Source organism: Desulfovibrio sp. JC022, assembly GCF_010470665.1.
Classification (GTDB): Bacteria; Desulfobacterota; Desulfovibrionia; order Desulfovibrionales; family Desulfovibrionaceae; genus Maridesulfovibrio.
The window spans coordinates 158,439-172,646 of the sequence record NZ_VOPZ01000006.1; the positions used below are offsets into that span (position 1 = coordinate 158,439).

General features: G+C 48.5%; 10 protein-coding genes. 1 reads left to right on the forward strand and 9 read right to left on the reverse strand.

Going from position 1 to position 14,208, the window contains the following annotated elements; all coding sequences use genetic code 11:
* Positions 1-58 precede the first annotated feature (58 nt).
* From FMS18_RS11315 to FMS18_RS11325, 3 genes are all read right to left on the reverse strand, one after another.
* Positions 59-1,699: a GAF domain-containing protein gene (locus FMS18_RS11315; protein ID WP_163294567.1), complete on the reverse strand. Its 1,641-nt coding sequence runs from the start codon at positions 1,697-1,699 to the stop codon at positions 59-61.
* Between the two features lies 1 nt (position 1,700).
* Positions 1,701-2,921, reverse strand: coding sequence for an HDOD domain-containing protein (locus FMS18_RS11320; protein WP_163294569.1), 1,221 nt, complete (start codon positions 2,919-2,921; stop codon positions 1,701-1,703).
* 164 nt (positions 2,922-3,085) lie between these two features.
* Entirely contained in the window at positions 3,086-3,748 is a 663-nt protein-coding gene (locus tag FMS18_RS11325) for an HAD family hydrolase (RefSeq protein ID WP_163294572.1), read from the reverse strand.
* A 113-nt stretch (positions 3,749-3,861) separates the two neighbouring features.
* On the opposite strand from FMS18_RS11325, the gene FMS18_RS11330 reads away from it, so the two are divergent.
* The gene (locus tag FMS18_RS11330; protein WP_163294574.1) at positions 3,862-4,245 is read left to right on the forward strand and encodes a response regulator; all 384 of its coding nucleotides are present in this window, start codon (positions 3,862-3,864) and stop codon (positions 4,243-4,245) included.
* Between the two features lie 9 nt (positions 4,246-4,254).
* On the opposite strand, the gene FMS18_RS11335 is transcribed toward FMS18_RS11330, so the two are convergent.
* The 6 genes from FMS18_RS11335 to FMS18_RS11360 all read right to left on the reverse strand — a co-directional run bounded on the left by FMS18_RS11335 (position 4,255) and on the right by FMS18_RS11360 (position 14,114).
* Positions 4,255-5,307, reverse strand: a complete 1,053-nt coding sequence (locus FMS18_RS11335; protein WP_163294576.1) for a hybrid sensor histidine kinase/response regulator — start codon at positions 5,305-5,307, stop codon at positions 4,255-4,257.
* 12 nt (positions 5,308-5,319) lie between these two features.
* Positions 5,320-6,399 (reverse strand): two-component system response regulator, encoded by a 1,080-nt coding sequence (locus FMS18_RS11340; protein WP_163294578.1) that lies wholly within the window; start codon positions 6,397-6,399, stop codon positions 5,320-5,322.
* Positions 6,400-6,402: 3 nt separating this feature from the next.
* Entirely contained in the window at positions 6,403-11,724 is a 5,322-nt protein-coding gene (locus tag FMS18_RS11345; protein WP_163294580.1) for a transporter substrate-binding domain-containing protein, read from the reverse strand.
* 182 nt (positions 11,725-11,906) lie between these two features.
* On the reverse strand, positions 11,907-12,815 hold the full coding sequence (locus tag FMS18_RS11350; RefSeq protein WP_163294582.1) for a hypothetical protein: 909 nt from the start codon (positions 12,813-12,815) through the stop codon (positions 11,907-11,909).
* Positions 12,816-12,820: 5 nt separating this feature from the next.
* Positions 12,821-13,360 (reverse strand): methyltransferase domain-containing protein, encoded by a 540-nt coding sequence (locus FMS18_RS11355; RefSeq protein WP_163294584.1) that lies wholly within the window; start codon positions 13,358-13,360, stop codon positions 12,821-12,823.
* Entirely contained in the window at positions 13,350-14,114 is a 765-nt protein-coding gene (locus FMS18_RS11360) for a glycosyltransferase (RefSeq protein ID WP_163294586.1), read from the reverse strand. The genes FMS18_RS11355 and FMS18_RS11360 overlap by 11 nt, the downstream gene beginning before the upstream one ends.
* Positions 14,115-14,208: the final 94 nt, after the last annotated feature.

Genomic DNA, 14,208 nt, shown 5'->3' on the forward strand with positions numbered 1-14,208 from the left:
AGCAAAATTTAACACACCAGTACTTACTTTTCAAACGACTTATAATTATAAATCAGCCTCAATCTTCAATTCCCGGAAGCTTTATAAAAATAGATGTCCCTTTTACATCAGAACTTTCAAATGAAACACTGCCGCCCATAGTTTCAGCAATAAGCTTTGCTGAATATGTTCCCAGTCCGGTCCCCCCGGACTTATGCGCAGTCACGTATTTCTCAAAAAAAGTATCCCGGATATCTTCGGGCACGACTCCCATATTATGTATTTTTATTAATATATCCCCGAGATCATCATTCACATCCAACGTGATCACACTCTCAGCAGGGGAAGCTTCAACAGCATTTTTAAGGAGATTCGATAACAGCGAATAGGTCAAAAATTCATCACAACGGATATTAAAGGAAAAACCTTTTTCAACACCCTTTCCTCCAAACTGCTCCCGGACCACAAGTTTTTTATAATTAATCAGCTCAAATAGGTCCTTCAAAACAGAGCGGGCGAGAGCATAAACATCCGCAACAGCCGGATGGTACTCGTAGGCCCCGGTTTCCATTTTATAAAGATCAAGAGAAAGGTTAATCATGTTCAATAATTTGTATCCTGAAGCCTGTATGTATTCCAAAATTTCCCGCTGGCTTTCAGTAAGATTACCCTCATCATCCATAAGCAGGATATCCGGCAGCCCGATAATACCGTTCAAGGGACCTTTAAGGTCGTGGCGCATTATGCGGTCCACATCTTCCTTAAGATCAGCCAGCTTTTTCTGCTCACTGATATCTATAAAATTTTCAACCATGTGCAGTTTGCCATTGATCATAACCCTGCTCACGGTCTTCTGGATAGGTATGCTTACTCCATCCCTGCGTTCAATGACATACTCCCCGTTATCCTCATTCAGTCCCCGATCAGTAATCGGACAATTGCCTCTGAACGCAGAACAAATAACATCAAAACATTGCCTGCCGATTAATTCTTCCCATCCCACTCCCAACATTTCCAATGCCTTGGGATTAGCATCAACAATTTTATGGTCTTCAGCTTCCACCACCATAACCCCGGCCTGCATTCCGTCCAAAGTTACGTCAAGCCGGTCAAAGGCATCGGCTAGATCCAAAGTTCGCTGCTGGACCTTGCGTTCCAATTCCTGACTGTGATTACGCATAAATTCACGGGTTTCGCAATTCTCAAGAGCATTGGCCGCAGAAAGCATGAATACGGAAAAAAGCTTCAGGGTTGTATCAAGTATATCTTCCTTGCTCTGGACCATTACCCCCACAAACATTCCCCGCACCCGGGACGGAGTTAAGAGAGTGTGAAGGAAAATGTGACTGTCTCCCGCAGAATCAAGAAAAAATACGGGGCCGTCAGACTGTAGAGCATAAGCAAAAGACTGATCTTCAATAAGTAAACCGACTTCCTTTTCCAGCCTTGCTGCTGCGTACTCCGGGCAGGAACGGGCCTGTACAAAGTCCTGTGTATCATTATCAATAAGATAAACCGCGCAGGACTTGAACGGAATCATCTTGTTGGCGCGATCACAAATTTCTTGCAGTAACATTTCCAGCGAGGATTGCGGATTGGAAAGGGAGCTTATAGTACCCAACTCACGGGCCAGATCCAGAGCCTCCATAGCTGCGGACTTCTCTTCCTGCAAGGAAGAGATCTGCTGACGCTGAAATTTTATCAACGCTTTGTCGTCCATTCTATCCTCCAAATATGGTAAGAATGTCCGCAATCTGACGTCTGGCCTTCAACGCTGTGGTAACAACCGCTCCATCAGGAAGCCCAAGAGCATCCCAGGCCCCCGGGTAAGGAGTATTTACAAGACCAAAGCTATCAGTTCCATACTGCATTGCCACCGCCATGGAATCAGCAACAGAACATATTGCTGATTCAATACAGAATTCCCCGGAACGACTCCCGTGATGCCCGACCACTCCGGCAGTAATCGACGGTGGAATATTCCAGAGTTTAAAAAGGCTCCCAACAAGATCGCAATGGTCAAATCCAAAAATGATTGACTCTGCTTCGCAATAACTGATGCCGCGAGCCATGCGCAGCTCAAAGGCCATATCAATCTTTTCCGGACACTGCTGTAGCATGATCAACTGTCCTACGTCATGGAGCATTCCCACAACAAAACATTTATCCTGCGATACGCCGGGAACCTGCAAGGCTAAAATACGGCAAAAAACAGCACAGGCAAGCGAATGCTTCCAGAAGTCAGCCATGGAAAATCCCGTATTATGCTCGCCTTTGAACGCTTCCATTACCGAAACACTCAATGCCAGCTGGCAGACTCCATTTGTTCCTACAAGAGAGACAGCTCTGCTCAAGGACTCCACCGGCAGATCAAAACCATATAAAGGACTGTTGACCAGACTGATCAGCTTTGCACTAAGCCCTGAATCTTTAGAAATAATATCCGCAAGATTTTCTGAACCGGACCCCGGATCATTTAGGGCCTCCATTATCTTATAATAAATGTCTGGAAAAGAAGCTAAACGGATACCGCTCTTTAAAAATGCGTCCGCGCTGGCAAAAAGAGGGGTCTCGGGGATATCTGGTTCACGGCCCATGGAAATCATCGTATGAGGTAATTCGTTATTTTTCTCCAGCTCTCTCACAAAATACTTAACGCTTACCTCCTTCAAAACTTCCATTGGAGCCACAGTCATGTCTGCATATGCAAAAATTCCATCCACATACTCCTTGGCAAGAGCATGTAGCTGGGGGTCAGCATCAGATTCCCCAGCTCCTTTGCCGCCGAGAACCTCAACTTCACTCACACCCCAAATATTAAAAATTCGCAGGTGCCGCTCTTCGATAACGGTGTCAGCTGCCAGCAAAAAACGTCCATTGGCTCCTTTTACATCTTCAGCCAGACGCATTCCGACTTCTAAATCTCCAACAAAAATTTTCATAACCCACCCTTCACTATTGCAAAACAACTGAAAACTTAGCTTTAATTAATCACAATAACGATTGAAGAGCAATTAAAATATGAATTTACTTCACACAAAGATAAGGGAGGAACAGCTTCAGCTGTTCCTCCCTTAAAGAGCATACGTAAAAATAAATTTATAAATCAAAGCAATGAAACCAAATCAGCCGGTGTATCCAGAACAATATTGGCCCCCGCTTTTACAAGCTCACTCTCTCCACGAAAGCCCCAGCCGGCCCCGATGGAAATCATTCCCGCATTGATCCCGGTTTTAATATCCACATCGGAATCACCTATAAAAAGGGTCTGTTGAGGGGCTGCTCCCATGGCCTTTGCAAGCTCAAGAGCCACATCCGGTTCAGGCTTGAGAGGAACATCCTTGCGGCCGCCGTAAACTTCAAAAAAGTCCACATCCGGCAGGAATTTATTCACGGCCTCAATAGTAAACTCATGGGGTTTATTGGAAAGAACAGCCATCTTTTTCCCGCAGGAAGCAAAATCGGCAAGCACTTCCGGAATCCCGGCATATGGCTTGGCAATGGTATTGAGCCCCTTGTCGAACTCTTCAAGCAGGACGGGAACAAACGTCTCATAAACTTCATCAGTCCGTTTATCTTCAGGCAAAGCACGCCAAGCAAGTTTTTTAGCCCCGGCACCCACAAACGTCCGATAAGCATCCACCGGATGGGGCTGAAATCCCATGCGGGTTAAAGCGGCATTACCCGCAGCGGCAATCTCGCCCAGAGTATCGAGTAAAGTTCCATCCAAATCAAAAATCACAGCGGAAAAATCAAGTGAACATTCCATATTTACAACCGAACTTTTTTAGAAGTTTACAATCTATTTCCAGTAACGCATTGCCCTTGAATACGAAAAAAGGTAGTCGTTAAGGTATTACCCTGCACCTTACGGAGACAACCATGCTGAATACACAAGCAAGTATCCTCATCGTAGACGACCATCAGGCCATGCGGCGTACTGTTGCCGATATCATGCGCATGCTGGGCTATTTTAACATACACTATGCCGAAGACGGGCTTATGGCCTTGGAGCAATTGGAAGAACATCCTTCGACCAGCCTTGTGCTGCTGGACTGGAACATGCCCCGCATGAGCGGACTTGATTTCTTACGAAAAATACGGACCACTTCCGAGTACGAAAACCTTGCGGTGATCATGGTCACCGCTGAAGCGGAACAGGAGCTTGTGATGGAGGCTGTTGCCGCAGGGGTCACCAACTACATTGTCAAACCGTTTACCCCGATGACACTTGAAAAAAAGCTGAAGGAAGTCTTCCCCGGTTAAACGGGCTGTCTACTGGGGAAGAGTTACCGCCACGGTGACCTCACCGTCAACACTTTCCATGGAAATATCCCCTCCATGGGCCTGCGCGATAAGCATTGCCGAATAAGTACCCAGCCCGGTACCCCGGTCCTTGCCGGAGGTGGCGTACTTGGCAAAAAATCTTTTCTTTATCTCTTCCGGCACCTCACCGGGATTATGCACTGAAATGCGAACTGCACCTTCCTGACGCTGAAGGCAAACCCTTACCGCGCCCCCTTTAGGACAGGCATCCACGGAATTGCCCACAAGATTGCCCAGCATGGAATAACAGAGCAACTCCTCTGCTGTAATTTTAAATTCCTGATCCACTGCGGCAACACTCCCGTCAATCTCCAGCACAAGCTCAAGACCGCGCATCTGCGCAGTATCTTCATGGCCGATAAACACCTTGCGCACAACAGCGGCAAGATCCATTGATTCGGGGACAAAATTATAGGTTCCGCGCTCCATTTTAAACAGGGCGGTGGACATATTGATCATGGAAAGCAGGGTGTATCCGGCATCTTCAATGCGCCCGAGCATGGACTTGATGTGCTCATCATACTCGCCGGACATAAGGATGAGCTGAGGCAGACTGATCACACTGGTCAGCGGGGATTTTAGGTCATGGCGCATGATACGTTCCACATCCTCACGTAAACGCACGGCCTCCCGTAATTCAAGATGATTCCTGACCCGCGCCTTGACAATATCAGGATTAAACGGCTTGGCAATATAATCAATGGCCCCCAAGGCAAGCCCCTTGGTTTCGTCCCCGGCCTCGCTCAAAGAGGTGACAAATATTACCGGAATATCCTTGGTCTGCTCATCAGCCTTAAGTTCCCTTATGACCGCATAACCGTCCATCCCCGGCATCATCACATCCAGAAGAATGATATCAGGATCTTTACTCCTAGCCAGCTTAAGGGCTTTTTCCCCGTCCTTGGCCGCAATAATGGCATATTCATCCTTGAGCAGATCCATGAGTACATGCAGATTCTCAGGAGTATCATCAACTGCCAGCACAGTAGGTTTCTCTGTCATGCCTGTACCCGTTTACTGTTTGAGAGTTTCCCGCTCTTCATCAAAATCAGCGAACTCAAGAGCGATTTCCCTGAATTCTTCCTGTATTTCCAGAAAGATTTCAGTCAACCGGGGATCGAAATGGGTTCCACTCCCTTCGGAAATAATATTCACTGCCTTGGAATGGGGAAAAGGATCTTTATATACCCGTTTGGAAATCAGGGCATCATAAACGTCGGCAATAGCCATGATCCGCGCGGAAAGAGGAATGTCTTTCCCGGATGCGCCGCTGGGATATCCTGTGCCGTCCCATTTTTCATGATGGTAATAAGCAATTTCGCGGGCATGGTGCAGAAAGGAATTGCCGCCCAGAGCATTTTCCGCCCCGGCCAGAGCGTCACATCCGTATTGCGAATGATTTTTCATTTCCGCAAATTCTTCATCAGTGAGGCTGCCCGGTTTAAGCAGAATGGCATCGGACACCCCGACCTTCCCCACATCATGCAGCGGTGCAGAAAGGTAGAGCGTTTCAATCAGCTCTTCATTCAACTGGGAAGCAAATTCCTCCCTTTGCATGGCATACTCAGCGAGAATTTTCACGTAGTTCTGGGTTCTGGCAATATGCCCCCCGGTTTCCGGATCCCTCCACTCGGCCAGAGTAGCCAGACACTCAATGGTCACCTTCTTGACCAGAGCCAGTTCTTTGGTGCGCTCCCTGACCAGCCGCTCCAGATGATCTTTGTGATCCTTAAGCTCCAGTTGATTCCTGACCCGAGCCTTGACCAGATCAGGGCAGAAAGGCTTCACAATATAATCCACCGCACCGAGAGCCAGCCCTCTGGCCTCGTCCTCTTCTTCCATAAGCACGGTGATAAAAATTACCGGAATGTCCTTTGTCCTGACATCAGCTTTAAGCCTTTCACAGACCTCGTAACCGTTCATCCCCGGCATCATGATATCCAGCAGGATGATATCGGGATGCGGCTTGTTCATGGCAAGTTCAAGGGCTTTTTCCCCGGTCTTGGCCGTGACAATGGCGTACTCACCTTTAAGGGCTTCCATGAGAACCTGTAAATTTTCTACAGTGTCATCAACAATCAATACCTGTTTCATTATTTACCCCTGTTCCTTGGCAAAAGACTCAAGTAAAGCCCGTGCAGTTTCACGGGCCTCATCCGTTTCAAAATCATCCATGGCCTGTACTATATTTCCGGCAACTTCCGCCATGTCGGTACCGGAAACCATTTTCTGGATATCCCCGGCAAACTCCATGGCCTGCACAACATTTTCATCGGTTAAAACAATAAATTCTTCCAGCTTGGCGCGCAGCTCTCCGGGATCGGGGGCATCACCTTGCAGTGCATCTTCCATTTGGTTTTCCGAACCATCATTGCCGGAAGATGTTTCCAGAAGATTGTCCAATCCTATTGCAACAATATCCATATGACTTTTCAAGTCCATAAGTAAATCATCAACATCCTTTTTCCCGGCCCGCAAGGCGCGTTCTACTTCTCCGGCAGAATGGGCAAGCTCATCTGCTCCGAGATTGGCGGCCACCCCTTTTACGGTATGGGCAATGCGGGTGGCGGTTTCAAGATCCTCCGCCGCAAGCTGTTCCCTGATTTCATCCGCGAAATCCAGATACTTAGCCCGGAACTGATTCAGGAGTTTACGGTAAAGATCCCGGTTTCCGGAAACCTTGACCAGCCCGGACTTAACATTAATCCCCGACACCCCTTCAAGGGGCAGACTATCTTCAGCCAGTTCACGCTCTTTAAGTTCGGTGGCAGAGACATAATCCTCGGGGACCTCCCGCTCTCCGGGGCTGATCCACTCCACCAGAGTCCTAAGCAGCAGATCAGGGTCAATGGGCTTGGTGATATGGTCATTCATCCCGGCTTCCAGACTTTTTTCACGGTCCCCGGCCATGGCATGAGCGGTCATGGCCACCACGGGCAGCTCATCCGGGCTGACTCCTTTCTCACGAATTTCTAAAACAGCGGAAAGGCCGTCCAGAACCGGCATCTGAATATCCATAAGCACAAGGTCATACGCATTTTCAAAAACACCCTGCACTGCTTCCCGTCCATTGTTGGCAATATCAACAACCATGCCTGCTTTTTCCAGCAATTCAAGGGCGATCTGCTGGTTGATTTCATTATCCTCAGCCAGCAGAACTCTGGCCCCGCGAATCTTGGCAAGCCCCTCCGGTTCCCTGGAAAGGGTCATTTTCCGCTGGGATTTATGCTCCACATCATGGCCGAAAACACCCATGATGGTATCAAACAGTACAGACTGGTTAACGGGCTTGATCAAAAAGGCCTCCAGACCTGCGCCCTCAGCCTGCTGCATGATCTCCTCACGCCCGTAAGCTGTAACCATTAAAATTTTGGGGAGCTTATGCCCGCTGTGTCTTTCAATGCGTCTGGCTGTTTCAATGCCGTCAAGACCGGGCATCTTCCAATCGAGCAGGACCAGCTCATAAGGATCGCCCTCTTTATAGGCCTGCTCCAGCATATCCAGTCCCTGCTGCCCTGAATCGGCAGTGCTGACTTTAAAAGTCATACTCTCCAAGGCCTCGGAAAGAATCGCCTGTGCAGTGGGATTATCATCCACCACCAGTGCACGCAGACCGCGCAGGTCCGCAGCAGGCACGTAACTGACTGAAATTTTATCCCCTTTGCCCAGCAGGACACTAAAAGCAAATGTCGACCCCTGCCCGAGCTTGCTGTCCACCCGGACCTGCCCGCCCATCATTTCCACAATGCGTTTGCAGATCGCCAGCCCCAGCCCGGTCCCGCCGTATTTGCGGGTAGTGGAACCGTCCGCCTGAGAAAAGGATTTGAAGAGCCGGCCAATCTGCTCTTCGGTCATACCGATGCCCGAATCTTTCACCGAAAAAAACAGGGTTACGGAATCATCGGTCTCGGCCTGCTTTTCCACGGAAATAACAATATCGCCCTCTTCAGTGAACTTGGTGGCATTGTTGGTCAGATTGATCAGCACCTGTCCAAGGCGTAACGGATCACCGACCAGATTATTAGGCACGTCAGGATTGACATGGAAAAGCACCTCAAGACCTTTCTCCTCCGCTTTGACAGCCACCACATTGGCAAGGTTGTCCATGGTTTCATCAAGGCGGAAAGGAATATTTTCCATATCCATCTTCCCGGCCTCAATCTTGGAAAAGTCGAGGATGTCATTGATAATTCCGAGCAGATTATTGGCCCCGGACCTGATTTTGGAAAGATAGTCGTGCTGCTTGGCGGTCAGCTCGGTCTGCAAGGCCAGATGACTCATGCCGATGATGGCGTTCATGGGAGTCCTGATCTCATGACTCATGCGGGCCAGAAAATCACTTTTGGCCCTGGTGGCCTCTTCCGCCTTATCGCGGGCCTTAAGCATCTCCTGCTCGGCCAGTTTGCGCATCTGCACTTCTCCTGCAAGACGTCTGTTGGACCGGACCACCACAAACAGAATCAAACCGGCCACACTGCCGATACCGAGGACGATCTTTGCCACCATCCACAAATCAATTCCGCCCTCAACCCGCAAACTGATCCACTTGCGGATAACTGCTTCGGATTCCCTTTCGGTAATGGAGCCGATGCCTTTATTCAGGATGGAAAGCAGGTGGGGTGACATGCCTTTGCGGGCGGCAAAACAAAGCTGGCGGGTGACGGGCAGTTGCAGGGCAACCTTGAGATTGTACAGCCCGTTCTGGTTAATCAGAAATCCCAGAACTTCAAGGGTGCCCACGTAGGCGTCAGCCTCTTTCCCGGCAACCATCTTCAAACCGTTCAAGGCTCCATTTACAGGCACCAGATCCAATTGCGGATAATTTTCTTCCAGATATTTATGGGCGGCGTTGCCTTCGCTGACCCCGACCCTCATCCCGGCCAGATCATCCACACTGGAAATAAAAGGCATGTCCTGCCGGACAATAACCACCTCGGAAAGCTTAATGTAAGGGCTGGAAAATTCAAGAAACTGCTTGCGTTCCTTTGTCCTACTGGCAGCGGCCAGCATATCGGTTTTTCCTTCATGGATCAGGGCTACGGATTCACTCCACTTGTCAGTGGGGACCAGTTCAAGGGAAAGTCCGGTCCTCTCGGCCACCATATGAAGCAGGTCCGCGGAAATACCCTCATACTGTTTTGAGCGGGGATCAATGCGTTCAAGAGGGAGCCAATCCGGGTCCACACTGAACCTAACGATCGGACTGTTACGCAACCACAGCTGCTCTGCGCGACTGAGTTCCACCCGGCGTTGATTGCCTTCCCCGGTCCATTTTTTAAGGATTTCCCGCTCTTCCCTGCGGCTGACGGACTCCAGCACCCGGTCCAGAATCCCGGCCAGTTCCGGCCAGTCCTTACGCACCCCGATGGCCAGCACTGAACCTTTCTTCTTGATCTTGCCCTGCACCCCTAGATTGGTAAGCAGATTACGCTCAATAAGATATACAGCCACCGCCCGGTTACCCACGTAAACATCAGCCTCACCATGAGCCACGGCTTCAAGGGCCGCAAGAGTGTCCGGGTATTCCTTGACCCTTGCGTGGGGATACTTGTCCCTGAAATATTTTACACTGAAAAATCCCCGTTCAAGGGCAATGGATTTAGCGGCAAGGTCCTTTTCAATCAGGAATTCATCACCGTCCGTACGCCCCACAATCACGTGGGGAATTATCATGTAGGGATTGGTGAATTCAACGTAAGGTTCGCGGTCCTTTTTGGGAGTGACATCCATAAGGGCATCAATTCGTTTTTCCTTGACCGCCTCCAGATTTTCCTTGAACGGACCGGGTACGATCTTGAGCCTGCCGCCTAATCTTTTGTTGAGCATGTTCACATAATCCACGCCCAATCCTTCAGGTTCCCCACGTTCATTAACATAATCGAGCGGAGGCCATGCATTCATAATGGCGATGGATATCTGCGGATGTTCGTCCAACCATTTCAGTTCTGCATCGCTGAGCTGGAAGGAATCGCTCTGCCCGGAATAGTAAAGCTCGTCAGGGTCTGAAACCCACCTTTTTTCAATATCCGCATAGACCTGATAGGGAATTTCCTTGAACCCTCTATCTATCTTTTCAAGTAATTCCGGCCTGCCTTTAAGTACTCCCGCCCTGATGGAATTGGAAAATACTGTATCCGGTGCCTTGATCAGAGCCCCTTTCATCTGCCAACCGTCCAGCTCGGCATCAACAGGTAGAACCTCATGTAACAGACCGTCCACACTCCCATTGAGCACAGCCAAAATCATCGCTTCCCCGTCGGGATAAGGAACTGCTTCAATTTTTGGAAATTTTTCTTCAAGATAACTCTGCTGAAATGAATCAGTCAGCACAGCAACCCGTTTACCGCTCATTTCTGCCAGCCGGACAGGTTTATGGTCCGAACGAAAAAACAAAGCCGTATCGACTTTAAATAATGGGCTGGAAAATTTCAGAAATTTATCCCGCGCCTCGGACTGAAAAAGACCGGAATGGATATCGGCGTTGCCGTTTTTAACAGCCTCCATGGTCCCGGCCCAACTATCGGGAATGAAATCCACAGGAATTTTGGTCCGTTCACTCCATGCTTTCCACAACTCCACCAGCAATCCTGTTGATTCTCCGTCCGGTCCGATCAGTGAAAACGGCGGGTAATCGCGATCAAGGGCAATGGTCAGGCTATCCGGGTCCCGCCCTTTTGCGGTTGCCACCCAGTGGCGGTTTATTGTTCTTTTTTCCTGCGGAGTGATCTTTTCCATGCCCTCATTGATCATGTGCAGAACATCTTTACGCCCTTGAGGAACTGCCACCAGCCAGTCATTTCGATAAAGGGGCTGGCTGGTTTTATACCAGAACTTTGAAGCAAGGCCGCTTTGTTGCAGATAGGTCAGCCCCACAAGAGTTTCCGCAACAAATACCATCAACTTCCCGTTTTCCAAATCAGACATCATGGAATTGAAGTCCGGGTATTTCATAAGGACCGTTTCAGGCTGCTCTTTGCGCAGATAGTCAGCCGCAAGATCACCCGCAAGAACCCCGACCCGGTAAGGACGGATGTCATCATTACCCATGACCGGCAGGGATTTATGATAAAAAATGTGAGTATCCCCACGGGTCAGGGGAACACCGTAGTCGAGATATTTATCCCGCTCTTTGCTGTAAAAAAGTCCGGCATGGGCATCGACCTGCCCATTTTTAATCATATTCAAGGTCTCATTCCATGGTGCGGACTTGAAATCCAGTTCCCGCCCGGTCTTTTCCGACCAGAGCTTCCAGCTGTCAATAATCAACCCGTCTGCCTGACCTTCACTGTTCTGAAATTCAAAGGGAATACAATCCTCGCAATATACAACTGAAAGAGGATCCTTTGACTGTTCAGCTGAAAAGGCAGTCTGCACTGAGAACAAAAACAAAAGGAGAATAAAAAATCTTTTCAGAACCATCTGGAACGGCCTCCCGGAAAGCTTTGGAAACTGTGGACGGGCAGAGAGATAATAAATATCATGAAAGGTAACTAATTGCGGCAATTGTGTAAACAATTGTAACTTTTAACATTGAAGAAACAAAAAAAAACCGCAATGATCATAACACTGCGGGGATTAAAGACTAACTTAACATCAAATGCTTATTCCGGGTAATCAAATTCCGCCCGGAGTACATCAAGAGCTATTTCTTCCTTGGTCTTGTACTTGTCTTTATCGATAAGCGTAGGCTGCCCGGTGGGCGGGACATCATGGTACATATACTTGTAGATGTCGAAATTAAGGCTGGTCTTATTGCGCAGATGCATCTCCCGGAACCATTGGCAACCTACATCCAAAATCTGCTTACCTACATTTATAAAGGCCCCGAAAGGAGTGACCTTGCCGACAGGCATGGTCATCTTGCGGGCAATCTTCATGTTCACAAGGCAGCACCATTCATTGACCCTGCATTCCGGCAACGGCCACGGCTGTTTGAAAAAGATGTCATGCATGCGCGGCAGATGGTAGGCCCGGACCTGCTTTCCTTCCGGCGGCTGGGCACTGCGGTAAAGATCGACCAGTTCCCGGAACTCCGGGCGGTAATCCATGTAAGTATCAGGTGAACATTTCCCGGAAAAAGCGGCGGGACAATACCAGCACTGCCCGATATGTCCGGCAGCCACATGGTCCCCGATTCCCTCGACCATGGCCCCGATAATATCCTTCCTGAAAATTGCATCGTTATGGATTATGAGTACATAATCCTTATCGCTCTTTTCCCAGCCGTACTGGTAACGCACGGAATGGCGGTATTCCTCATCATCCACCCGGTCCCATTCAATAGGAAAGCAATAGTTCCAGTATTTGGGCATGAAATATTCAATCTTGTGGGATAACGCATCCAATACATATTGATGACAGCCCGCATCAATACCTTTGGTCTGAGTATTTTCCTCAATAAAATAAATTTTATCAATATGCTGTCCACTGGCCCGTTCAAGGGACAGCAAAGCAAGACAGGTTTGCAAGGGCTTGCCGCAAACACTGATGATCACATCAACCTTACTCATTGATCCTACTCCGGTAGCACGGCCATTACGCCGAGATTTTTAATCTGTACGCCATGAAAATGGGCCATCTCTTCAGGAAAAAATTCATCGGTCAAATCGAAGGACCACATCCCGGCTTCAAAGCTGAAAGTGTCAAAACCCAACACCTGAAAATCCCTTGCTAGATCGAGTGTATTCCACATGTTATGGTGGGCCATAAACTTGTTTTCTCCGGTCAGATGGGCAGGAGGGAATAGAATTTTCTTCATGGCCCGGAAGGAAAGTACATTATCCTTCCACATATTGATTGCAGCTTCCGCATCGGTCAGTACAATAGTCACCTTGCCGCCCGGTTTGAGCTTGCGTTTTATATCTTTCAGGAACTTTAAATAATCTGCTGTGGGGATGTGCTCAAGGGTGTGAATCATGCGGAATTCATCAACCACACCGTCTTCGGGAATAAAACCGTCGAGGTCGAGGATGTCGTGTTTAATATCGCAATTCTCCTCAAAATTCACGGTGGTGAATTCCCTGTTCCTGCCGCGCCCTCCGAGATCAAATTTCATTTAAAAATCTCCGGGCAATGCAGTTGTAGGTAGTGTCGACCTCTTTTATTCTCTGCGGGGTCAAACCGGAAAGATAACGATCCCAAGCGATGTTTTCCCAGAGATGCAGGGAATAAACCTTGCCCAGATCAATGTCGTTATCCTCATAAAGAGCTTTCAAGCCGAATTTGTTAAACAGATGCTTGAAAAAACTTGTCTGCGGCTCAATATGAATATCTGCGGGAATGGTCTTGGCAAGCTGTCCGGGAAAAAAAACCGAATGGTTGTCCCATTCCGGGGTACCGGGATTACCGCCTTTGAAGGCTCCTGCATGGCCGTCCATCCAGCGTTTGGCAAAACGGCTCTGGCGGGTGCTCATCATAAAAGCATTGCAAAGCCCCATCTCCCCCTGCCTGCCCATAACAAAAGGCTTTTCAAATAACTCTTCCGAAAGCGGATTCACGAAGATGGTATCCATGTCCGCATAAACACCACCGATTTCAAGCAATGCATTAAGCCGGACAACATCCGCCTGATGGGCATAGTGCTTAATGGGGATACCGAAAATCTCTTTTGGTGGTTCGACTTTTACAAGCTTGACCAGCGGCTTGATAAGATCCCAATAAACTCCGAAGGGTTCGTGATAGTAATGGAAAAAAATCCTCTGCGGTTTATTTACTCTAGCACAGGAAAGAACAGCCAAAGCATGCGCAAGGTGTAGCGGTTCGGTCTGTTCCTTGAATCCGAACACAAAATGAAAAATCTTCGGGATCATAAATACGCACACCTATACTTACATGTTTAACTTCACCGATTATACTTCGACTGTATTTCTTTTAATAAAACAACGTTAAATTTGCTATAGAGAA

What these genes read in the sequence shown, in the direction of transcription:
- FMS18_RS11315 (WP_163294567.1), bottom strand. Translation starts at nt 1,699, where the DNA reads ATGGACGACAAAGCGTTGATAAAATTTCAGCGTCAGCAGATCTCTTCC.
- FMS18_RS11320 (WP_163294569.1), bottom strand. Translation starts at nt 2,921, where the DNA reads ATGAAAATTTTTGTTGGAGATTTAGAAGTCGGAATGCGTCTGGCTGAA.
- FMS18_RS11325 (WP_163294572.1), bottom strand. Translation starts at nt 3,748, where the DNA reads ATGGAATGTTCACTTGATTTTTCCGCTGTGATTTTTGATTTGGATGGA.
- FMS18_RS11330 (WP_163294574.1), top strand. Translation starts at nt 3,862, where the DNA reads ATGCTGAATACACAAGCAAGTATCCTCATCGTAGACGACCATCAGGCC.
- FMS18_RS11335 (WP_163294576.1), bottom strand. Translation starts at nt 5,307, where the DNA reads ATGACAGAGAAACCTACTGTGCTGGCAGTTGATGATACTCCTGAGAAT.
- FMS18_RS11340 (WP_163294578.1), bottom strand. Translation starts at nt 6,399, where the DNA reads ATGAAACAGGTATTGATTGTTGATGACACTGTAGAAAATTTACAGGTT.
- FMS18_RS11345 (WP_163294580.1), bottom strand. Translation starts at nt 11,724, where the DNA reads ATGGTTCTGAAAAGATTTTTTATTCTCCTTTTGTTTTTGTTCTCAGTG.
- FMS18_RS11350 (WP_163294582.1), bottom strand. Translation starts at nt 12,815, where the DNA reads ATGAGTAAGGTTGATGTGATCATCAGTGTTTGCGGCAAGCCCTTGCAA.
- FMS18_RS11355 (WP_163294584.1), bottom strand. Translation starts at nt 13,360, where the DNA reads ATGAAATTTGATCTCGGAGGGCGCGGCAGGAACAGGGAATTCACCACC.
- FMS18_RS11360 (WP_163294586.1), bottom strand. Translation starts at nt 14,114, where the DNA reads ATGATCCCGAAGATTTTTCATTTTGTGTTCGGATTCAAGGAACAGACC.